Origin of the sequence: Methylobacterium sp. WSM2598 (genome assembly GCF_000379105.1) — a bacterium.
GTDB lineage: Bacteria > Pseudomonadota > Alphaproteobacteria > Rhizobiales > Beijerinckiaceae > Methylobacterium.
In genome coordinates, this window is record NZ_KB900609.1 from 349,434 (window position 1) to 369,780 (window position 20,347).

Genomic DNA, 20,347 nt, shown 5'->3' on the forward strand with positions numbered 1-20,347 from the left:
GGTCTCAGCCGCGGCGCCGGGCGGGGCGGCGGGGCAGTTCGGGCGTGCCGTCGAGGGGCTCGACGCGCAGGTCGGCCGAGCCGCTGCGCCCGAAACTGTCGGCGAAGTTCGCCGCGGCGCCGCCGCGGATCTCGAACTTGGTCTCGCGATCGAAGATGCGGATCGCTCCGACCTCCTCGCGGGTGATCCCGCCGCGGCGGCAGAGCATCGGCAGCAGCCGGCGCGGGTCGGCATTGTCGCGCCGGCCCACATTCAGCCGGAACCAGACGCTCGGGCCGAGCGCCGGCCGCGGGCCCTCGCGCCGGGCCGCGGTCGGGCGCCCGCTCGCGAAGCCCGGATCCGTCACCTCCTCGGGCGCGGGCAGGCGGGCCCGGTAGGCCCGCACCAGGGCCGCCGCGAGATCCTCGGCGGAGCGCTGCGCGAGCAGCGCCTGCGCCATCGCCCGGTCCTCCTCGCTCGTCTCCTCGGTGAGGAGCGGGTCGACCAGGAGCCGCTCCTGGTCGAGGGCGCGGATCTCGTCGGCCGGCGGCGGCCCCGACCAGACCGGCACCACGCCCGCCTGGGCCATCAGCTCCTCGGCCTTGCGCCGGCGCGAGCCCGGGACCAGCAGCACGCTGATCCCCTTGCGGCCGGCCCGGCCGGTGCGGCCGGAGCGGTGCTGCAGCACCTCGGCGTCGTGCGGCAGCTCGGCGTGGATGACGAGGCCGAGCCCGGGCAGGTCGATCCCGCGCGCCGCGACGTCGGTGGCGACGCAGACCCGGGCGCGCCCGTCCCGCAGGGCCTGGAGCGCCGCGTTGCGCTCGCCCTGGCCGAGTTCCCCCGACAGCGCCACCGCCGCGAAGCCGCGCTCGGTCAGCACCGCCTGGAGGTGGCGCACCGCGTTGCGGGTGTTGCAGAACACGATGGCGGTGCGCGCCTCGACGAGGCGCAGGGTGTTGACGACGACGAGCTCGGTCTCGCGCGGCAGGATGCGCACGGCCCGGTACTCGATGTCCGCGTGGCCCCGCCGCTCGCCCGCCACCGCGATGCGGCGCGCCTCGCGCTGGTAATGCTCGGCGAGCGCCACGATGCCCTTCGGCAGGGTCGCGGAGAACAGGAGGGTGCGCCGCTCGACCGGCGTCGCGCCCAGGATGAATTCGAGATCCTCGCGGAAGCCGAGGTCCAGCATCTCGTCGGCCTCGTCGAGCACCACGGCGCGCAGCCGCGACGGATCGAGATTGCGCCGCTCCAGGTGGTCGCGCAGGCGCCCGGGCGTGCCCACGACGATGTGCACGCCCTCCGCCAGGGCGCGGCTCTCCCGGCGCGGGTCCATCCCGCCCACGCAGGAGACGACCCGCGCCCCCGCGGCCCCGTAGAGCCACGCGAGTTCGCGGTGCACCTGGAGCGCGAGTTCGCGGGTCGGCGCGATCACCAGGGCGAGCGGGGCGCCGGGGGCGCCGAACGCCTCGGCCTCGCCGAGCAGAGTCTCGGCCAGGGCGAGGCCGTACGCGACGGTCTTGCCCGAGCCGGTCTGGGCCGAGACCAGGAGGTCGCGGCCCGCATGGTCGGCCTCGAGCACGGCGGCCTGGACGGGAGTGGGCTCGTCGTAGCCGCGGGCGTCGAGCGCCCGGGCGAGGGGGGCGGGGAGGGGAGGAAAAGCCAAAGCAGGGACGTCCCAGGTGACGACGCGCGGGCAGGACCGCTCGAGGAAGCGGAGTCACGCCCGAATCCGGTCACGCCGCCCGAGCGGCCCCGACCATCGCGCGCAGTCCCACGGGTCATGAGGAGGATGGCCGGCACGTAGCGCGTCCGGCGCCCCGGGTCCAGCCCCGGCCGGATCATTTACGGCCCGTTAACCTTAATGAGATCTCTTCTGCGTCAATCAGTTCCAGGAGACGCGGCGTGTCCGAACCCGCCTACAAGACCTCGTCCAGCCCGGCGCGCCAGCCCGCGGGACCGCTGCGGGATTGGCTCGCGACCCTCTCGCGCATCGACGGGGCGGCCGCGCCCGCCCGCGCGCCCGAGCGCGCCGAGCCCGAGCTGCGCCGCTCCACCGAGGCCCCCGCGGCCTGGGAGCCGCGCATCGTGTCCACGCCGCCGGCCCCCGCGCCCGCGCCCGAGGCTCCGACGGAGGACGAGGACATCGCCGCCCTGATGGCCGAGAACATGGTCCTCAAGGCGCGCCTGAAGAGCGAGGCGGACCGCTACGAGGAGCTCCAGGCGATCATCGCCGAGGAGCTGCGCGCCCTGCGCCACCACGTCGAGAGCGAGATCAAGCGCACGGACGAGCTGCGGGCCGAGCGCGACCTGTGGATGGCCCGCGCCGAGGCCCTGGCCCAGCCGCTGTTCCAGAAGCGCTGAGGGCGCGGCCCCGCGGCCGGGACGCCGCGCCGCCTCATGCGACATCCGGTTGATGGCTTCGCCATACCCGATTTCGGCCATGCGGGTGTCGGCGTCGCTCAGGCGCCGCGCTCAGGCGCCGCGCAGGCTTGGGATCCGGGATCCGCTTCGATCAAGCGGATCCCGGATCAGGCGGGGCGCGCCGCCAGCGCCGCCCTGATCCTCTCCGCGTGGGCGGCGAGCACGGCCCCGTCCGCCATGCCGCGGGCGTGCTGGCGCATCGGCACGCCCTCGTGGCGGGGCAGGATGTGGACGTGGAGGTGGAACACGGTCTGACCGCCCGCCGGCTCGTTGAACTGGCTCACCACCAGGCCGTCCGCCGCGAAGGCGGTCTTCACCGCCGCCGCGACCGTCTGCACGGCGGCGAAGAGCGGGCCGAGCGAGGCCGGATCCGCGTCGAGGAGTCCCCGGCTCGGGGCCTTGGGCACCACCAGGGTGTGCCCGTCCACTTGCGGCATCACGTCCATGAAGGCGAGGCAATGCGCGTCCTCGTAGACGCGGTGGGCGGGGATCTCGCCGCGCAGGATCCTGGCGAAGACGTTGTTCGGGTCGTAGGCGGGCGTGGTCATGAGGGCTCCGCTGAGCGTTGGGTCGCCGAAGGGATCACCGGTCGGGCCGCAGCGGTGATGCGGCGGCGGGAGCCGGAGCGGGACGGCGTGCGGCCGCTCCGCTCGGGCTCTCAGGGAGCCGGCGTCACAGGCCGGCGGCGGCGCGGCGCTCGACGAGGCGGGCCAGGTAGGCGGCGCCGAGCGGGATGATGCTGTCGTCGAAGTCGTAGGCGGCGTTGTGGAGCGCCACACCCGCCTTCGCCCCGAGCCACGCATAGGCGCCCGGAACGGCCAGCAGCATGTCGGCGAAATCCTCGCTGCCCATCTTGGGGTCAGGGTCGTCCTCCACGCGCTCGGGCCCGAACAGCTCGCGGGCGACCGCGAGGGCGGCCTCGGTCTGCGCCTCGCTGTTGCGCAGGACCGAGAAGACGTCCCGGATCTCGACCGCGATCTCGGCGCCGAACGCGGCGGCGAGGCCCGCGCAGGTCTCCCGCAGGCGGGACGCCACCATCGCCCGGACGCGGTCGTCGAAGGTGCGGATCGTGCCGGCGAGGTGCGCCTCCTCGGGGATCACGTTGTAGGCCGCTCCCGCCTGGACGCGGGTGATCGACAGGACGGCCGACTGCACCGGGTCGGTGTTGCGGCTCACCACCGCCTGCAACGCCTGGACGAGCGCGGCCTGGATCACCACCGGGTCGACGCCGCGATGCGGCTGGGCCGCGTGGGCGCCCCGGCCGCCGATGCGGATGTCGAAGAAGTCGGCCGCCGCCATGGCCGGCCCGCGCCGGATCGACAGCTGCCCGTGCCGCCCGTTCGGCTGGTTGTGCAGGCCGTAGACCTCGTCGCAGGGAAAGTGCGCGAACAGGCCGTCGGCGAGCATGGCCCGGGCGCCGCCGAGGCCCTCCTCGGCGGGCTGGAAGATGAACACCGCCGTGCCGTCGAAGTCGCGGGTCTCGCTCAGGTACTTGGCGGCGCCGAGGAGCATCGCGGTGTGCCCGTCGTGGCCGCAGGCATGCATGGTGCCGGGCCGCGTCGAGCGGTAGGGCAGATTCGTGGCCTCCTCGATCGGGAGCGCGTCCATGTCGGCGCGCAATCCGATCCGGCGCGACGAGGTGCCCCGCCCGGTCAGCACCCCGACGATCCCGGTGCGGCCGACGCCGCGATGCACCTCGATGCCCCAGGCTTCGAGCCGCTCCGCCACGATCGCGCTGGTGCGCGTCTCCTCGAAGCCGATCTCCGGGTGAGCGTGCAGGTCGCGGCGGATCGCCACGAGTTCGTCGAGGTGGGCGGTGATGCGGTCGAGCGGGGACATGCGGCAGTGAACCTCCCTGATCCGGGGCCGGGCATCCTTGGCGGGCGATGCCGGCTTGTCCAGGGGCCTATTCCCGCGGCCGCGCCGTCGCCTCGCGAGCGCCTCGCGCGTCTTGCGCGACTCGCGCGTCTTGCGCGACTCGCGCGTCTTGCGCGACTCGCGCGTCTTGCGCGCCGGGCGGGCGGGCGCCGGGGAACAGCAGGGCCCGCAGGTGCGCCGCCGCCTCGGGCTGGGCGAGGTCGCGGGCGAGCGCGTCCTGCAGGTCGCCGCAGCCGAGGAGGCGGGCGGGGGACGCAAGGGGGCGGCGCCGGGGGCGGATCGCGCCCGCGCCGTCCCGCCCCTCCAGCGCCCGCCCCAGGAGGGCGCGGGCGCTCTCCGCCGCCCGCGGCTCGCGCCGCCCGAGGATCTCGGCGGCGCTCACCAGGTCGGCCTCCCGCACCAGGGCCGCGCATTCCTCCGCCTCGTCGGGGTCGCTCGCCCGCGCGGCCCGGAGCAGGAAGCGGCCGAGATCGAGGAGCACGGCGTCGGGCGCGCCGGCCAGCACCTCGGCGATCTGCCGGGCGGCGTGGAGCCGGATCACGTCCTGCCCGTGCGCCTCGCTGCGGCCCTGCCGGTAGGCGTCGAGGTAGCGCGCCGCCACCGCGTCGAGGCGCGCGGGTGCTCCCTCCGCGAGGGGGCGCATCAGCCCGACCGCGCTCAGTACGGCGGCGCGCGCCCCCGCGAGGGTCGGGTCGTCGTCGAGGGTCGAATCGGGCAGGCGGTCCGCGCCGACGATCCCCGTGACGGCTCCGGCCGCGCGCAGGCGCTCGGGCGTCGGCGTCCAGACCTCCTTCGGCGCCACGCGCAGCGCCGCCTCCACGAAGTCCGGCGACAGGCCGGTGCGCAGGTACGCCCGGCGCTCGGGCGCGCTGTCGATCGCCAGGATCTCGCCGAAGATCCCGGTCTCGTAGGGGGAGTGGAAGCCGAGGCGGGCCTCCGCCATCAGAAGGCGCTCCCGCCCGCGCAGGAAGGCGAGGGTGCAGGCCGAGACGCAGTAATCCGGCACGTAGGTGGAGAGGCCGCGCGCGGCGATCGCCTCCCCGAGCGCCAGCCCCTCCTCGACGAGGCCGCCGTCGCTGGTGAGGTGGATCCGCTCGACCCGGGGATTGGCGGCGAGCAGGGCCGCGAGCCGCGCCCCGGCCCCGGCCGTCAGCGTGCCGGAGAGGCGCACGTCGCGCCCGCCCGGCCCCAGCGCGAGCAGCGTGTCGGGGATGTCCTCGGGTGGGCCGAAGCGCTCGGTGAGGCCCCGCGACAGGGCGGGATAGACCTGGGTGGCGAGCGCGAGGGCCGCGCCGAGCCCGAGCCCGGCGAGCCCGAGGGCCGGGCGCCGGGCCGCCCGGCCGAGCAGCCCGGCGAACCCCGCCGCGAGGGCGGCCGCGCCGCCCGCCAGGAGCAGGAGTCCGGCCGCGCCCTCCGCGAGCAGACCGGAGGTGCCGTCGAGACAATTGGCGAGGTGCGCCACCGCCCCGAAGGTCACGCAGGCCGACGCGGCCGTTCCGACGCGCCGCCGCACTTCGCTCTGCCCCATGGCCCGGCCTCGCCGTCGTCCTCGTCAGGCGCTCATTCTCGCCGCCCGCTGTCGAACGAGAAGAAGGCAAGTTTCCGACCAAGGCCTGGCCGAGGCGGGAACAGCAGCGCAGGAGAACCGCATGTGCGGTCGCGGCGCATCATCCGACATCCGGTTGATGGCTTCGCCATCTCCGATGTCGGCCATGCGGATGTCGGCGTCGCTCAGGCGCCGCGCAGGCTCGCGATCCGGGATCCACCTTGATCACGCGGATCCCGGATCAGCCGGAAGATCGGTCTCCTCGACGCGGATGACCGGGGAGGGACCTTGCCGCGGTCGCGCTACCGTGCCGCGGACCGGGACCAAGCTTGGGCCCATCGTTGCCGGGAGCGGCGGAGCCCGGCAGCCGCAACCGGCGCGCGGCGCGGGCGGCTCCTGCGCGGCAGGGTTTCCGTAACCATGGCCGGGCGATGCTCCGCCCGCGTCCGCACACGAGGCCGGCCATCATGCGTCGTCAGCTTGTCCCCCCGTCCGGGTCGGCCCGGCCCGTGCTGCCGCTCGCCGCGGCGGCCTGGCTGCTCGGGGCGGGGGCGGTGGTCGCGCAGGCGCCGCCCGTGCCCCCCGCCGCCGTCCTGGTGCCCGCCGAGGCGTCCGCCGCCTCCGGGGCGCCCGCGCCGGACCCCGCCAAGGCCCCGCTCCCCGAGGCGGGCAGGGCGGCCGCGCCCGCCGGCCCGGTCGCGGCGCCCGGCCCCGCCGGCGCCCCCGCGGCATCCGCGCCGGCCGCGCCCGCCGCCGAGGAGAGCCCCGCGCCCGCCAGGGAGGCGCCGCGGCGCGCCTCGCGCGAATTGCCGCCGCTCGTCCTCGCGCCGGTCTCCCAGGACCCGACCCCGACCCTCACGCCCGCCACCTTCCTCGACACGCTGCGGATGGCGGACCGCTACCAGGCCATCGTCCAGGCCGGCGGCTGGCCCTCCGTCCCCGCCAGCCTGTCCCTCAAGCCCGGCGACCGGCATCCGGGGGTGCTGGCCCTGCGCCGCCGCCTCGCGGCGACCGAGGATCTCCCGGCCGACGCGCCGGTCTCCGACCGCATGGACGAGGCGCTCGTGGCGGCGGTGACGCGCTTCCAGCACCGGCACGGCCTGCCCGAGACCGGGCTCGTCGGCGCCATGACGGTCAAGGCGCTCAACGTGCCGGCCAGCGTGCGCCAGCGCCAGCTCGCTGCCTCCGCGGCGCGCCTGATGGGCTCGCGCTTCCCCTTCGGCGAGCGCTACGTGGTCGCCAACATCCCGGCCGCCGCCGTCGAGGCGGTGGAGCGCGGCGCCGTCGTGCGCCGCTACGTGGCCGTGGTCGGCAAGCCCGACCGCGCCTCGCCGATGGTCGAGACGCGGATCACCAACGTCAATTTCAATCCGACCTGGACCGTGCCGGTCTCGCTGATCAAGAAGGACATCATCCCGCACATGCGGAAGGACCCGGGCTACCTCGCCAAGATGCACATCCGGATGTTGGACGGGCAGGGCAACGAGGTGCAGCCGACCGCGATCGACTGGTCGACCGAGAAGGCGGTGAACTACACCGTGCGGCAGGATCCGGGCTTCGACAACTCGCTCGGCCAGGTGCGGATCGACATGCCGAACCGCCACGCCGTCTACATGCACGACACGCCCTCGAAGAGCCTGTTCACCCGCACGATCCGGTTCCACTCCTCGGGCTGCGTGCGGGTGGCGGAAGTGAAGGGGCTGGTCGCGTGGCTGCTCGAGGGGACGCCCGGTCCCGGCGGGCCCGGAACGGTCTGGGGCCCGATCGAGATCGAGACCGGGATCGCGACCGGCGAGCGGCGCGACATCAAGCTCGCCAAGCCGGTGCCCGTGACCTTCGTGTACCTGACGGGCTACGCCACCCCGGACGGACGGGCCCATTTCCGCGACGACGTCTACAACCTCGACGGCGCCGGCCCGGAGAAGCCGGCGCCCGACGTGGCCACCACGGCCGCGATCGCGCCGAGGCCCGCCGCCAGGGCCGCGGCCGCTCCCGCGCCCGCCGGAGCTCCGGCGCCCCTGGCCGCGCCGAAGCCCGGTTCGGCGCCGCGCGCGCAGGGTCCGGCCCCGCGCGCGCAGGGGTCGGCCGCGACGCCCCGGACCTGATGCCGCACGGCCAAGTCCGGCGGCTCCCCTGCGGAACCAACCGGCCGCGCTCGAATTGGCGAGCGAACAGCGCGCTGCTCGCGGCGCGCGCAGATCCGGAGACTTTCCCAATGGCCCGTTCCACCAAGGCCGCCGCGGTGCCCATCGGCCGCGCCGCGCAGCCGAAGACCGCTGCCTCCGACGCGCGCGTGCGCGTCACCGCCGAGCGGCTCAACACGCCCTCCGACCTCTCGCCCGAGGCCTCCCGGGAGATCGCGGAGGGGCTGACGGTCCTGCTCTCGGACTTCCTCGCCCTCTACCTCAAGACCAAGAACTTCCACTGGCACGTCAGCGGGCCGCATTTCCGCGACTACCACCTGCTGCTCGACGAGCAGGCGTCCCAGATCCTCGCCGCGACCGACGACGTGGCCGAGCGGGCCCGCAAGATCGGCGGCACGACGCTGCGCTCCCTCGGCCAAGCGGCCCAGAAGGCGCGGATCGTCGACAACAACGCCGATTACGTCGACCCGCTCGACATGCTGGCCGAGCTGCGCGACGACAACAAGGCGACGACGTCGCGGATGCGCGAGCTGCACGACCTCTGCGACGAGCACAACGACGTGGCGACGGCGAGCCTGATCGAGGAGTGGATCGACCAGGCCGAGGAGCGCACCTGGTTCCTCTACGAGGCGAGCCGCCGCGGCGGCGCCGACGGGCACTGAGGCTCCGGCCCGGACGGCGGGGCCCCCGCCGGCCGCCCGGGCGCACGTTGCGCCCCCTTCCGTTTCCCGGAACAATGCGGGCGGCCCGCCCCGTGAACCGGACCCCCCTTGAGCGACACCCTCTCTCCGCGCCAGCACGACATCCTGGCGATCGCCCGGCAGCAGGGCCGGGTCAGCGTCGAGGATCTGGCGGTCCGGTTCGACGTCACCCCCCAGACCATCCGCAAGGACCTGAACGAGCTCTGCGACAGCCGCCTGCTGTCGCGGGTGCACGGCGGCGCCGTGCTCTCGAGCGGGGTCGAGAACGTCGCCTACGAGGCCCGCCGCCTCGTCGCCCACGCCGAGAAGCGGGCGATCGGCCTCGCCGCGGCCAGGCTCATTCCCCACGGCGCCTCGCTCTTCATCAACATCGGCACGACGACCGAGGAGGTCGCCCGCGCCCTCGTCGAGCATGAGGACCTGCTCGTCATCACGAACAACCTCAACGTGGCGACGCTTCTCTACCGGCACCCGCGGATCAGCCTGATCGTCGCGGGCGGCCCGGTGCGGCGGGCGGACGGGGCGGTGATCGGCTCGGCGGCGGTCGACTTCATCAACCAGTTCAAGGTCGACTACGCCGTGATCGGCGCCTCCGCGATCGACGAGGACGGCGCGCTGCTCGATTTCGACTACCGCGAGGTGCGCGTCGCCCGCGCCATCATCGACAATTCGCGGCGGGTGATGCTGGTTGCCGACAAGCTGAAGCTCGACCGCACGGCGCCGATCCGGGTCGGGCATGTCGGCGAGCTCGACGTCTTCGTGACCGACGCGCTGCCCTCGCGTCCCCTGCGCGAGCTCTGCGACGAGCACGGAGTCCGCGTCGTCGAGGTCGGGACCGATCTCCCGGAGTGACCGCTCGGCCCGCCGCGAAACCTGGTCCGCCGCTGCATGACGCTGGGTTGGAACCAAGCGGTAGGAGCGTCGTTGTCGGGCCGAACGGACGAGCGCGGCGGTGCGCGGGCCGTGACGCTGCGGCGGCCGCCCCTCGTCCCGAGACCAGGCAGAGAAACCGGAGAGACCCGATGAAGACCAAGCTCGCGCTCGCGACGCTCGCCGCCCTCGCGGCGACGCCCGCTCTCGCCCAGATGGGCGATTTCCGCGAGATGGCGCTGATGTCGAACGCCTTCGAGGTGCGCTCGAGCCAGATCGCCCTCGACAGGAGCCGCAACCCGCGGGTGCGCGAATACGCCCGGGAGATGATCCGCGACCATCGCGCGGCGAACGTGGCGCTGCTCGGCGGGCGAGAGAACGTGGCCCGCGCGACGGGCATCGGCGGCCTCGTGGCGGCGCCGTTCGAGATCGCCGGCGGCGCGGTCGGGGCGGCCACGGGCGCGGCGGCCGGGGCGGTGAGCGGCACGCTGCAGGGCGGCCCGGTCGGGGGCCTCGAAGGGCTCGGCGCCGGGGCGGCCCGCGGCGCCCGGGCGGGGGCGGACCTCGTCGACGGCGACGTGACCACGACGGCCGCCACCAGCGTGGTGCCGCTGAGCCCCGAGCAGCAGGCGATGCTGGCCGAACTCGCCCAGACTCCGCCCGGTCCGCGCTTCGACCGCACCTACGCGCGGATGCAGGTCCAGTCGCACCGGATGTCGATCGCGGCCCACCAAGCCTATCTGCAGTCTGGCCCGAACCCGGCCCTGCGCACCTACGCCCAGCAGGTGCTGCCCTCGATGGAATCGCACCTCGCCATGGCCGAGCGCCTGCCGGGCGCGCGCTAGAGCATGGTTCGACGAAGCAGCATCTGCTTCGTCGAGGACAAGGCGGCACAATCAATGACCGAGGGCAGCGTCCGATTGCAACCTGATCGGGCGCTGCGCGAGGCGGCCGCGGCGCACGGACGGCGGGCCGCTCGGCCCGCCGTGCAGGGTCAGGCGGGATGCGCCTCGGCGAGCGCTCCCACCCGCGACGGGGCCCCGGACCGGACCTTGCCGGCGAACCCGCGGCGGCGCTGCGCCTGAGGGCAGAGCAGTGCCACGTGGCAGCCCCCGAGAGAGCCTTCGGCACCACCGGCCCGGGACGGACCGACGCGCGGCACGACGGCAAGCCACCCGTCGTGAGATCATGTACGCTCAGATTTTACTGAGTTGGTCCCTGCTGATCACACCGCAACCTAGTGCGCTGACGCCTTCAAAACGTACAAAGATCAGCGTCTTTTCCCGTGCTTTTGCAAGCAATTGGGGAACCAGCGTGTGGTGCGTTCGTGGGCGTCTTTGCACTAGATCGTATTTGCCATCCAGTGTATTTTGATAGGTTCACGCCGTGGCGCGCTATCTCGTGGAGACCTTCCTTCACGCTGCAGTTGATATGCCTTATCATATTGTTCAGATAAATATCCTGTTCATATTCATTGCTGAGCGGCTCCTACAATACTCTACCCTTTCCTGCGGAACCTCTATCCCACTGGCGTCCAGGCCATCACCGCCGCCGCGCGGGACGCTGCCGGCGCAGCCCTCGCCGCAGCCCAGATCCGCCTCTACCAGGCAGGCACCCCGCTCGGCGGCACGGTCTCGGCCGGCGCCAACGGCGCTGTCTACGCGATCCTCCCGGCCGGTACCCTGCCATCCTCCGGCATCCGCATCGGCGCCACCGTGACGCCCGCCGGCGCCGACACCGCCGCCGGGCTCCTCGCCACCGACGACGGCTCCTTCGACCGATCCCTCCTCTCCCTCGGCACCCTCTCGGCCGGACTGAGCCGGCAGATCACCGCCGCCACCACCTATGGCGGCCTGCGCGCCGGCCTCGCCGCCACGTTCGGGGCGGGCCTCCTCACCTCCCTCGACACCGCTCTGGCGTCGTCCTCGACCCGCATCAGCGCCCACGGGCCCTCCTTCACCCTCGACAGCGCCGTCGCCTCCGGCGGGGACTTCGCCGTGACCACCACGGCCGCCGGCGCACCCATCACCCTGGCGGCCGCCCTCGATGCCGGCCGCAACGCCGTCACCCTCGCGGCGGCCGGAGTCGTCGCCCAGACCGCCGGAACGCTCACGGCCGGCACGCTCACGGCGAGCGCCGCCGGCGGCCTCGCCCTGGGCGCGGCAAACCAGGTCGGGAGGCTCGCTCGCCTCACCAACGCGGGCAGCGGCGACCTCGCCTTCACCAATGCGGGCGCCCTCACGATCGGCACCGGCGCGGCCGGCGACGGGGTGAGCAATCCCGGCGGAACGGTGACGCTGATCGCGGCGGCCGGCAGCCTGACCCTGGCGACCGGGGCAGGAGTGCGGGCGGCCGGCGATGTCGCGCTCGCGACCTCCGGCGCCTTCGTCAACCGGGCGGGCGCGGAGGCGGTGGCACGAGCGGCGGGCGCTGGCTGATCTACTCGGCCGATCCGGCCGGCGACAGCTTCGGCGGGCTCGACAGCGGCAATGCGGCGCTCTGGAACTCGGCCGCGGGCGGGCGCGTCACGCCGGGCGGGAACCGCTACGTCTTCGCGGCGCAGCGCATGCTCACCGTGACGACGGCGGATGCGGCCAAGACTTACGGGGAGGACGCGACCGCGATCGTGGCCGGCGCCGACCGGATCACCGGCTTCGACCCGGGCGTGGCCGGGGCCAATCGCGGCGACGACGCAGCGAGCGCGGTCACCGGGGCGCCGAGGGTCACCTCCCCCGAGGCGGGCGCGCCGGCCGGGGTGGCGGGCGGCCCCCTACGGGATCGTGGCGGCGGGCACGCTGGGCTCGCCCGCCGGCTACGGCTTCGCCTTCGCGGCGAGCGGGCGGCTGACGGTCGCGCCGGCGACCCTGACGGTCACGCCGGAGGCCGGCCAGTCCAAGGTCTATGGCGGCGCGGATCCGGGCCTGCGCTACGGGGTGACGGGCCTCGTTGTGAATCCGGGGCTCGGCGTCGACGACAGCGGGCTGAGGCTCTCCGGCGCGCTCGGCCGCGCGCCGGGCGAGACAGTGGCGGACGGCCCCTACGCGTACACGCTGGGCTCGCTCGCGGCAGGCGCGAATTACACGCTGACCCTGGCGCCGGACGCGCCCCGCTTCGCCATCACGCCGCGGCCGCTCACCGTCGTGGGCGGGCCGGTCAGCCGGGTCTACGGCGAGGCCAACCCGGCCCTGAGCTACCGCGTCGGCGGCATGGGCCTGGTGAACGGCGACGCGCTCGCCGGTGCGCTCACCACCGCGGCCGACGGCGCCAGCAATATCGGCGCGTACGCCATCGGGCAGGGCACTCTCGCCGTGTCCCCGAACTACATCCTCATCTACCGGGGCGCCGACCTCACCGTGACGCCGCGGCCGGTGACGCTGACGGGGCGCAGGACCTATGACGCCGCCACCGGCTTCGGCACGGGCACGCTCCAGGTGGCAGGCGCCGCCGATGGAGAGCGCCTGACGCTCGTCGCGGGCAATGGCCGTACGGCGGCATCGGATGCCGGCCTCTACGCGGGCTCGCCTCTGGCCGGACTGGTTCTCGCGGTCGCGGGCGGCAACGGGCTCGCGTCGAACTACCGCCTGCCGGCGAGCGGCACGCTGACGGTGACGCCTGCCCCCGTCGTCGTGTCGGCCCGCTCCGGCGCCTCGATCTATGGCGAGCGCCCGACCGATCCGGGCTTGGCGGCCAGCGGTCTCCAGGGAGGGCAGGGCGTCGAGGTGTTGACCGGGCTGTCCAACAGCTTCGGCATCACGGCGCGGACCGGGGTCGCCGACAGCCCGGTGACCCTCACGGTCGCCGGCACGCTCACCAACCAGTGCGTCCGCGCGCCCTCGTCGTGACTCCGGCTTCCCTCACGCGCGCCTAAGGCGACGCGAATCCGGCTCTGACCTACACTGTGCGCGGCCTCGTCGGCGGCGACGGCCTCTCCGGTCATCTCGCCACGGCCGCTACCGCGCAGAGCGAGCCGGGGAACTACACCATCACGCAAGGCACCCTTGATGCCTCGCCCAACTACGTCCTCGCCGCCGAAGCGTTCCTCGACGTCCTGGCGCGGCCCCGGCCGGCAGGGTTCGTCGCCCCCGACGCCACCGGTCTCGCCAGCACCGTCGAGCGCGCCGCGCACCAGAACCGACCGATGATCCTGTCGGCCCCGCGCCACGGGCCGGATGCTTCCGCGGCCGGACCCCTCCGGGACCTCCGCTTCGACGCCAGCCGCCTATGCGCGTGGCAGAAGGGCCGCTGCCGCCCGATCCCGCCGCAGGCGAACCTGCGCCCTTCGCCGCGCTGAGAGGCCGGGCGCGTCGCCATCGCGGCGCGCTCGCGCCTGGTCGGAGCGACCCATGCGGTTCACGTTTGATACGAAATCCGATTGATTGCTTCGCCATCTCCCATTTCGGCCATGCGGATGTCGGCTTCGCTCAAGCGCCGCGCGGGCTTGTCATACGACATCCGACGGATTGCTTCGCAATGCGGATGTCGGCTTCGCTCAGGCGCCGCGCGGGCTTGTCATACGTTTCCCGGAAGTGAGCTTCCGGGAAACGTATGTAGGGTCAGCATCGGGTTCGGCGCGGCCGTTCGAGGCCGCCCGCGGAAGCGCGTGCGCGATCGAACGACCTCGCGCTGTTCGCACGAACCCGCGCAGCGCTCGCCGACGCCGCCGTTCGACGTCGACGAGGCTGGCCCTTCGGGGCTTGGACCCGGCGCAGATTGCGTGCCGAGCGCCTCTGCACCGGACAGCCCCGGACCACACGGGGCCGGCGGAGGCTACTCCAGCTCGTCCCCCAGCACCTCCTTGGCCCAGCGGAAGGCGCCGTTCGCGGCCGGGACGCCCGTGTAGACCGCGGCCTGGAGCAGCAGGGCCTGCAATTCCGCCGGCGTGACCCCGTTGCGCAGGGCCGGGCGGACGTGGAGCTTGAACTCCTCCTCGCGGCCGAGCGCCACCATCAGGCCGAGCGTGACCAGGGAGCGGGTCTTCCAGGGCAGGCGCGGGTCTCCCCAGATCTCGCCCCAGGCAATGCGCGTGATGAAGTCCTGCCAGGGGCCCGCGAAGCTCCCGGCCGCCGCGAGCGAGCGGTCCACATGCACCTCGCCGAGCACGCCGCGCCGGTTCGCCAAGCCCTCGGCGAAGGCCACCGCCCCGGTCGCCGCCCCGGCCGCGCCGCGATGCCGGTCCAGGAAGGCGAGGAGGTGCGAGGCCGTCGCGTCCGGCCGCTCGACGGCGAGGAGGTGGCGCGCGCCCGGCAGCACCACCAGCTCCGCGTGGCGGATGCCGGCGCAGATCTCCTCCGACTTGGCCGGCGGCGTCGCGGGATCGTCCCGCCCGGCGATGACGAGGGTCGGGGCGGTGATGCGCCCGAGCCCGGGACGCAGGTCCATCCGGCCGATCGCGTTGCAGCAGACCGCGTAGCCCGCCCGGTCAGTCTCGACGAACTGGCGCCGCACCGGCTCGACCGCGCCCGGGCTGGTGCGCGGGAAATCCGGGCTGAACCAGCGCTCCATCGTCGCGTCGACGATGGCGGCGGTGCCCTCCGCCCGCACGGTCGCGGCGCGCTCGTTCCAGCTCTGCTCGCTCGGCATCTCGGCGGCGGTGGCCATCAGGGTGAGGCTCAGCACCCGCTCGGGCGCCCGCATCGCCAGCGCCTGCCCGGTCATGCCGCCGAGGGACAGCCCGACCACGTGGGCCCGACCGATGCCCAGCGCGTCGAGGAGCCCGAGGAGGTCGTCCGCCAGATCCTCGACGGCGATGGGCGCGTCGCGCGCCGGCGAGGCGCCGTGGCCGCGCGTGTCGTAGCGCAGCACCCGGTAGCGGCCGCGCAGGTGGGGCACGAGCGGGTCCCACATCGCCATCGCGGTGCCGAGGGAGTTCGAGAAGGCGACGACGGGGGCGCCGCTCGGTCCCGAGAGCTCGTAGTGCAGCCGGGTGCCGTTCGCCTCGATCAGGGGCATGGGATTCGTCCTGTCAGGGGGAGAGGAGGGCGGCGTAGCGCGCCGCCTCGGCGAGCGCGCGGTCGGCCGTGCGGGCGCCGGCGCGGATCGCCGGGGCGAGGTCGAAGGCCGGGCCGAGATCGATGCCGGCGGTCTCCGGCCGGGCGGCCAGGACCTCCGCGAGCGTCCCCCGCCCGTCGCGCACCGCGCCGGCCGCCTCCTCGACCAGGCGGTGGCCCGCCTCGGCCCCGAGCGCCGGGGCGAGCCGCGCCGCGGCGGCATCCGCGAAGAGCAGCCCGCGGGTGAGGTCGAGATTGGCCCGCATCCGCCCGGGATCCGGAACCAGCCCCTCGGCGAGGGCGCGGGCCTCGCGCAGGGCCCCGGAGGCGAGGCCGAACAGGCAGGGCAGGGCGTGCCACTCCGCGTGCCACGCGCCGGCCGGGCGCTCCTGCGCCGCCGCCATCCCGTCGAGGAGCGGCAGCACCTGTCCCTTGGCGGCGCTGAACGCCGCGAGGATGACGGTCGAGGAGACCGGGTTGCGCTTGTGCGGCATGGCCGAGGAGCCGCCCCGGCCCGGGACGTGGGGCTCGGCCACCTCGCCGACCTCGGTGCTGGCCAGGAAGGCGACGTCGGTCGCGAATTTCGCGAGCGCCCCCATCACCAGCGTGAGCCAGGTCCCGGTCTGGGCGATTCGGGCGCGGCGGGTGTGCCAGGGCGCCGGATCGTAGCGGAGCGCGAGTTCGCCGGCGAAGCCCTCGCCGACCGCGTCGGCCTGCTCCTTCAGCCCCGCCAGGGTCCCGACGGGCCCGCCCAGGGAGGCGGTGAGCACCTTGCCGCGCAGGCGCGGCAGGTCGCCGGCGAGTTCGGCGACGCCGAGCGCCCAGATCGCCGCCTTGGCGCCGAAGGTGACGGGCGCCGCCTGCTGGCCGTAGGTGCGCCCGACGCAGGGTGTCTCGCGGTGGCGCCGCGCCAGGGCGGACAGGCCGGCGAGGATCGCCAGCAGGTCGTCCCGGACCAGGTCGAGCGCGTCCCGCAGCTGGAGCACGAGCGCGGTGTCGGCGATGTCCTGGGTGGTCGTGCCCTTGTGAAACCCCGCCTCGAGGGGGGCGGGCAGAGCCGCCTGCACCGCCTTCACGAAGGGGATCACCGGGACGCCCGAGAGGGCCGTTCCGCGTCCGAGGGCCACGGGATTGAGGGAGGCGGGCGGGATCGCCTCGAGGGCCGGCGCGAGGGCGTCCGGGACGAGGCCGAGGGCGGCCTCGGCCCGGGCGAGCGCGGCCTCGGCGCGCAGCATGGCGGCGACCCGCGCCTCGTCCGCGAAGACGGTCCGCATCGCCTCCGCGGCGAAGAGGGGACCGAGCAGGGCGGAGTCGAGGGCCGAGAAGGTCATGCGGTGCCTCCGAGCGGGCGGGGAGCCTCCCCAATTAGGCCAGGGGCCGCGCCGGCGCAGCCCGGTTCGGGGGGCGCCCCACCGGCGGGACCGCGTCGGCCGCGCCCCCGTCGGCGGGCGGGCCCGCCTACGCCGCCGGGCGCAGGTGCAGGATGGCGCGGGCCTCGGCCGGGGTCGCCACCCGCCGCCCGTGCCGGCGCACGGCCTCGGCCGCCAGCGAGACCAGCTCGGCGTTGCTCGCCGCCAGCCGGTCCTTGGTCACCCGGATGTTGTCCTCAAGCCCCGTGCGCACCGCCTCCGCCCCCCGCGCCAGCGCCCAGTCCATCACCCGCGCCTGCTCGCGCCCGATCCCCGCCGCCGTCCAGGTCGCCTGGGGCAGGATCCGCCGCGTCTCGGAAAGCAGGATGTCGAGCAGGTGCTCGTCGGCCGGCATGGCGTTCTTCACCCCCAGCACGAACTGCACGTGGGGCGCCTCGTCCATCAGCCCCGCCTCGATCAGCCGCCTCGCCCCGTGCAGGTGCGAGAGGTCGAAGATCTCGATCTCGGGCCGGATGCCGTAGCGGCGCATCTGCCCGGCGAGGTCGGTGACGAGCGCGGCGGGGTTCTCGTACACGATGCTCGGGAAGTTGACCGAGCCGGTGGAGAGCGAGGCCATGTCGGGGCGGTGGACCAGCGAGAGGCCGCGCGCGGCCGGGTCGCGGCCGCGCCCGCCGGTGGAGAATTGCACGATCATGCCCGGGCAGTGCTTGCGCACGCCCTCCTGGACGGCGGCGAACCGGTCCGGGTCGGAGGAGGGGCTCTCGTCGTCGTTGCGCACGTGGATGTGCACGAGGCTGGCGCCGGCCTCGTAGGCCTCGTGGGTGGACTCGATCTGCTCGGAGACGCGGGTCGGGACGGCGGGATTGTCCGCCTTGCGCGGCACCGAGCCGGTGATCGCGACCGCGATCACGACGGGGCGGGATGGCTCCGCGGGGTTCATGGGGTTCCTCCGGTTGCTGTCATAGGACATCCGACGGATGGCTTCGCCATGCGGATGTCGGCTTCGCTCAGGCGCCGCGCAGGCTTGTGATACGGGACCCGCTTTGATCAAGCGGATCCCGTATCAGACGTCGAAGAAGACGGTTTCCTGGGGGCCCTGGAGCCGGATGTCGAAGACGTAGGTCGGCAGGTCGCGCGCCTCGCGCCGGGCGATCAGCGTCTCGCGCCGGGAGCGCTGCTCGATCAGTCCGAGCACCGGATCGGCCGCATTCGCCTCCGCCTCGTCGGGGAAGTAGAGCCGGGTCTGCAGCCCGATGTTGATGCCGCGGGCGGCGATCCAGAGATTGATGTGCGGGGCCATGGGCCGGTGGCCCATTCGCCCGGCGACGGGGCCCGGCTTGATCGTCTCGAAGGTCCAGATCCCGGTCTCGAAGTCCGAGCCCGTGCGGCCCCAGCCCCGGAAACTCGGATCGAGGGGCTTGCCCTCCTGCTGATCGGCCGGGTGATTGTAGCGGCCGGCCGCGTTGGCCTGCCAGATCTCGACCAGCACGTCGCGCACCGGCTCCTCGGCCCCGTCGAGGACGCGGCCCGCGATGCGGATGCGCTCGCCCTCGGTGGCCGGGCCGACCAGCACGTTCGAGAAATTGGTCTCGAAGATGTCGAAGCCGGCCTGGTGCGGGATCAGGCCGATATGCACGTAGGGTCCCGCGGTCTGCGAGGCCGTCTCGCTCAGGCGCTCGAAGGGCAGTCGCATCTCAATTCCCCTGCAGCTTGTTCTCGAAGAGCGTCTGCTGGCGCCCGCGCAGGACGATGTCGAAGCGGTAGGCCAGCATGTCGAGCGGCACCGCGGATTCGAGGTCGAGGGGCGCGATCAGCCGCTCGGCCGCGGCGCGGTCGGGGATGCCCAGCACCATCGGGTCGCGCCAGATCAGGGGGTCGCCCTCGAAATACATCTGGGTGATCAGGCGCTGGGCGAAGCCGGAGCCGAACACCGAGAAGTGGATGTGGGCCGGGCGCCACGAGTTCAGGAAGTTGCGCCACGGATATGGTCCGGGCTTGATGGTGCGGAAGTAGTAGTAGCCGTTCTCGTCGGTGAGCGCCCGGCCGCAGCCGCCGAAATTCGGGTCGATCGGCGCGAGGTAGCGGTCGTTGCGGTGGCGGTAGCGCCCGCCCGCATTGGCCTGCCAGAACTCGACCAGGGTGTGGGGCACGCCGCGGCCGTTCTCGTCGCGCACGAGGCCGTGCACGAGGATGCGCTCGCCGACCGGCTCGCCGTCCTTCGCGTAGTTGAGGATCAGGTCGTTATCGAGCGGGCCGAGCTCGCCCTGGCCGAAGACCGGGCCGGTCACCTCCGACAGCGACGATTGCAGCGAGATCAAGGCCCGCTGCGGCGAGCGCAGCACGCTCGTCTTGTAATCCGGCGTGTAGGCCGGCGGGTGGATGCGCCGGTCGCGCTGCAGGAATTCCCGGTCCAGGGCCGTCATGGCGTCTCCTCCTCCCCGCGCCCGATCGCGCGCGGGACTTTCTCGACAGAACGCGCGCCGCGGCCCATCGCTGCGCCGCGCCCGCGGGGTCGCTCTCCGGGCCATCACCCGGAGCGCGCGGCGTCGCGCGCCCGCCCTCCGGCGAGCGCCCCGAGATAATCCGAGAGCGGGCCGAGGGCGGAGAGCGTGGCGGCGGCCTCCAGCAGGTCCGGGGCCAGCGCGTCCCGGCAGGCTTCGGTCAGCCGCGCGCTCGGTCCGGCGATGCTGACATTGCCGAGCGCCCGCCCGCTCGCCGGATCGACGATGTTGGCCGCCATCGCGGCGGTGCCGGCCGCGTGGGTCTCGTGGACCCAGGCATAGCCGCGGCGGCGGGCGGCCTCGACCAGGGCGAGGAGGGCCGGGAGCGTGCGCGGGGCGTTCGGCCCGGCCGTGCCCGGCGGGCGGAAACCCTGGCGCAGCGCGAGCGCCACCGCCTCCTCCTCCGGGAGGTGCGCGAGCCAGACGATCCCCGTGGAGGTGGTCGACAGGCTCGCTTCCGCCCCCATGTCGCCGTCGTAGCGCAGGCCCGTGCGGGCGCCCTGGGCCTTCGCCACCCAGACGAGGCGGGGGTAATCCACCACCGCGAGGCGGACGAGTTCTCCGCTGCGCTCGGCGAGACGGTTCAGGACGGGCTGGGCCACGTCCACCACGCCGGACGCCGCGAGGTGCTTGAGGCCGAGCGTCGCCAGCTTGGTGGTGAGCAGGTAGCGGCCGCTGTCGGGATCCTGGGTGGCGTAATCGTGGGACGAGAGGTCCGCGAGGAGCCGGTGGGTGCCGCTCTTCGGCATGGCGAGCGCGTCGGCGATCGCCTGGAGGTGAAGCCCGCGCGGGTGGGCGGCGAGCAACTCCACCAGATCAAGGATCCGTCGCAGCAATCCGGCCGCCATCCCGCCCTCGTGATTGGAACGTGGTTCGGTAATTGAACGCAGTTCCAGTTCCTGTCAAGCGGCGGAAGGGGCGCCGGTCAGGTCACGACGGAGGGCTCGCGG

Annotated in this window: 18 protein-coding genes and 1 pseudogene (1 of these 19 running past the window's edge); 8 read left to right on the plus strand and 11 right to left on the minus strand. The window is 74.1% G+C overall.

Going from position 1 to position 20,347, the window contains the following annotated elements:
- Positions 1 to 4: 4 nt before the first annotated feature.
- Positions 5 to 1,642, minus strand: a complete 1,638-nt coding sequence (locus MET2598_RS0101735) for a DEAD/DEAH box helicase (RefSeq protein ID WP_012334395.1) — start codon at positions 1,640 to 1,642, stop codon at positions 5 to 7.
- A 239-nt stretch (positions 1,643 to 1,881) separates the two neighbouring features.
- Between MET2598_RS0101735 and MET2598_RS0101740 the strand changes: the two genes are divergently transcribed.
- On the plus strand, positions 1,882 to 2,340 hold the full coding sequence (locus tag MET2598_RS0101740) for a hypothetical protein (protein WP_018259675.1): 459 nt from the start codon (positions 1,882 to 1,884) through the stop codon (positions 2,338 to 2,340).
- Positions 2,341 to 2,507: 167 nt separating this feature from the next.
- On the opposite strand, the gene MET2598_RS0101745 is transcribed toward MET2598_RS0101740, so the two are convergent.
- The 3 genes from MET2598_RS0101745 to MET2598_RS35850 form a co-directional block, all read right to left on the minus strand.
- Positions 2,508 to 2,948: an HIT domain-containing protein gene (locus tag MET2598_RS0101745; RefSeq protein ID WP_012334393.1), complete on the minus strand. Its 441-nt coding sequence runs from the start codon at positions 2,946 to 2,948 to the stop codon at positions 2,508 to 2,510.
- A gap of 124 nt (positions 2,949 to 3,072) precedes the next feature.
- A complete protein-coding gene (locus MET2598_RS0101750; RefSeq protein WP_018259676.1) occupies positions 3,073 to 4,239 on the minus strand; it encodes a M20 aminoacylase family protein in 1,167 nt (388 codons plus the stop codon).
- A gap of 67 nt (positions 4,240 to 4,306) precedes the next feature.
- A complete protein-coding gene (locus tag MET2598_RS35850) occupies positions 4,307 to 5,806 on the minus strand; it encodes a hypothetical protein (protein WP_018259677.1) in 1,500 nt (499 codons plus the stop codon).
- 485 nt (positions 5,807 to 6,291) lie between these two features.
- On the opposite strand from MET2598_RS35850, the gene MET2598_RS0101760 reads away from it, so the two are divergent.
- The 7 genes and pseudogenes from MET2598_RS0101760 to MET2598_RS0101790 form a co-directional block, all read left to right on the plus strand.
- Complete coding sequence (locus MET2598_RS0101760; protein ID WP_036270232.1) at positions 6,292 to 7,929, plus strand: L,D-transpeptidase family protein; 1,638 nt, start codon at positions 6,292 to 6,294, stop codon at positions 7,927 to 7,929.
- A gap of 110 nt (positions 7,930 to 8,039) precedes the next feature.
- On the plus strand, positions 8,040 to 8,630 hold the full coding sequence (locus MET2598_RS0101765) for a Dps family protein (protein ID WP_018259679.1): 591 nt from the start codon (positions 8,040 to 8,042) through the stop codon (positions 8,628 to 8,630).
- Between the two features lie 108 nt (positions 8,631 to 8,738).
- On the plus strand, positions 8,739 to 9,521 hold the full coding sequence (locus MET2598_RS0101770; RefSeq protein WP_012334388.1) for a DeoR/GlpR family DNA-binding transcription regulator: 783 nt from the start codon (positions 8,739 to 8,741) through the stop codon (positions 9,519 to 9,521).
- Positions 9,522 to 9,691: 170 nt separating this feature from the next.
- Positions 9,692 to 10,384, plus strand: coding sequence for a DUF4142 domain-containing protein (locus MET2598_RS0101775; protein WP_018259680.1), 693 nt, complete (start codon positions 9,692 to 9,694; stop codon positions 10,382 to 10,384).
- Positions 10,385 to 11,254: 870 nt separating this feature from the next.
- The gene (locus MET2598_RS0101780; RefSeq protein ID WP_018259681.1) at positions 11,255 to 11,977 is read left to right on the plus strand and encodes a hypothetical protein; all 723 of its coding nucleotides are present in this window, start codon (positions 11,255 to 11,257) and stop codon (positions 11,975 to 11,977) included.
- A 342-nt stretch (positions 11,978 to 12,319) separates the two neighbouring features.
- Positions 12,320 to 13,381: an MBG domain-containing protein gene (locus MET2598_RS0101785; protein ID WP_018259682.1), complete on the plus strand. Its 1,062-nt coding sequence runs from the start codon at positions 12,320 to 12,322 to the stop codon at positions 13,379 to 13,381.
- A gap of 38 nt (positions 13,382 to 13,419) precedes the next feature.
- Positions 13,420 to 13,830, plus strand: a pseudogene (locus MET2598_RS0101790) (MBG domain-containing protein); the annotation flags it as partial.
- 476 nt (positions 13,831 to 14,306) lie between these two features.
- Here the strand turns inward: MET2598_RS0101790 and pcaDC are convergent.
- The 7 genes from pcaDC to MET2598_RS0101825 form a co-directional block, all read right to left on the minus strand.
- Complete coding sequence (pcaDC, locus tag MET2598_RS0101795) at positions 14,307 to 15,488, minus strand: bifunctional 3-oxoadipate enol-lactonase/4-carboxymuconolactone decarboxylase PcaDC (protein ID WP_018259684.1); 1,182 nt, start codon at positions 15,486 to 15,488, stop codon at positions 14,307 to 14,309.
- Between the two features lie 13 nt (positions 15,489 to 15,501).
- Entirely contained in the window at positions 15,502 to 16,857 is a 1,356-nt protein-coding gene (locus MET2598_RS0101800; protein ID WP_018259685.1) for a lyase family protein, read from the minus strand.
- A gap of 127 nt (positions 16,858 to 16,984) precedes the next feature.
- The gene (locus MET2598_RS0101805) at positions 16,985 to 17,836 is read right to left on the minus strand and encodes a 3-keto-5-aminohexanoate cleavage protein (protein WP_018259686.1); all 852 of its coding nucleotides are present in this window, start codon (positions 17,834 to 17,836) and stop codon (positions 16,985 to 16,987) included.
- Between the two features lie 123 nt (positions 17,837 to 17,959).
- Positions 17,960 to 18,589, minus strand: a complete 630-nt coding sequence (gene pcaG / locus MET2598_RS0101810) for a protocatechuate 3,4-dioxygenase subunit alpha (protein WP_018259687.1) — start codon at positions 18,587 to 18,589, stop codon at positions 17,960 to 17,962.
- A 1-nt stretch (position 18,590) separates the two neighbouring features.
- Positions 18,591 to 19,319: a protocatechuate 3,4-dioxygenase subunit beta gene (gene pcaH, locus MET2598_RS0101815; RefSeq protein ID WP_012334380.1), complete on the minus strand. Its 729-nt coding sequence runs from the start codon at positions 19,317 to 19,319 to the stop codon at positions 18,591 to 18,593.
- Positions 19,320 to 19,423: 104 nt separating this feature from the next.
- A complete protein-coding gene (locus tag MET2598_RS0101820; RefSeq protein WP_018259688.1) occupies positions 19,424 to 20,245 on the minus strand; it encodes an IclR family transcriptional regulator in 822 nt (273 codons plus the stop codon).
- A gap of 77 nt (positions 20,246 to 20,322) precedes the next feature.
- A protein-coding gene (locus MET2598_RS0101825; protein ID WP_018259689.1) for an alpha-D-glucose phosphate-specific phosphoglucomutase crosses the window boundary here: on the minus strand, positions 20,323 to 20,347 show its 3' end. Its footprint extends 1,607 nt past the window's final position; the window shows 25 of its 1,632 coding nt (coding positions 1,608–1,632); the start codon falls outside the window, past its right edge; its stop codon occupies positions 20,323 to 20,325.

Excerpts from the sequence above, each read along its gene's own strand:
- MET2598_RS0101745 (WP_012334393.1), bottom strand. The coding sequence starts at position 2,948 with ATGACCACGCCCGCCTACGACCCGAACAACGTCTTCGCCAGGATCCTG.
- MET2598_RS0101750 (WP_018259676.1), bottom strand. The coding sequence starts at position 4,239 with ATGTCCCCGCTCGACCGCATCACCGCCCACCTCGACGAACTCGTGGCG.
- MET2598_RS35850 (WP_018259677.1), bottom strand. The coding sequence starts at position 5,806 with ATGGGGCAGAGCGAAGTGCGGCGGCGCGTCGGAACGGCCGCGTCGGCC.
- MET2598_RS0101760 (WP_036270232.1), top strand. The coding sequence starts at position 6,292 with ATGCGTCGTCAGCTTGTCCCCCCGTCCGGGTCGGCCCGGCCCGTGCTG.
- MET2598_RS0101765 (WP_018259679.1), top strand. The coding sequence starts at position 8,040 with ATGGCCCGTTCCACCAAGGCCGCCGCGGTGCCCATCGGCCGCGCCGCG.
- MET2598_RS0101775 (WP_018259680.1), top strand. The coding sequence starts at position 9,692 with ATGAAGACCAAGCTCGCGCTCGCGACGCTCGCCGCCCTCGCGGCGACG.
- pcaDC (WP_018259684.1), bottom strand. The coding sequence starts at position 15,488 with ATGCCCCTGATCGAGGCGAACGGCACCCGGCTGCACTACGAGCTCTCG.
- MET2598_RS0101800 (WP_018259685.1), bottom strand. The coding sequence starts at position 16,857 with ATGACCTTCTCGGCCCTCGACTCCGCCCTGCTCGGTCCCCTCTTCGCC.
- MET2598_RS0101805 (WP_018259686.1), bottom strand. The coding sequence starts at position 17,836 with ATGAACCCCGCGGAGCCATCCCGCCCCGTCGTGATCGCGGTCGCGATC.
- pcaG (WP_018259687.1), bottom strand. The coding sequence starts at position 18,589 with ATGCGACTGCCCTTCGAGCGCCTGAGCGAGACGGCCTCGCAGACCGCG.
- pcaH (WP_012334380.1), bottom strand. The coding sequence starts at position 19,319 with ATGACGGCCCTGGACCGGGAATTCCTGCAGCGCGACCGGCGCATCCAC.
- MET2598_RS0101820 (WP_018259688.1), bottom strand. The coding sequence starts at position 20,245 with ATGGCGGCCGGATTGCTGCGACGGATCCTTGATCTGGTGGAGTTGCTC.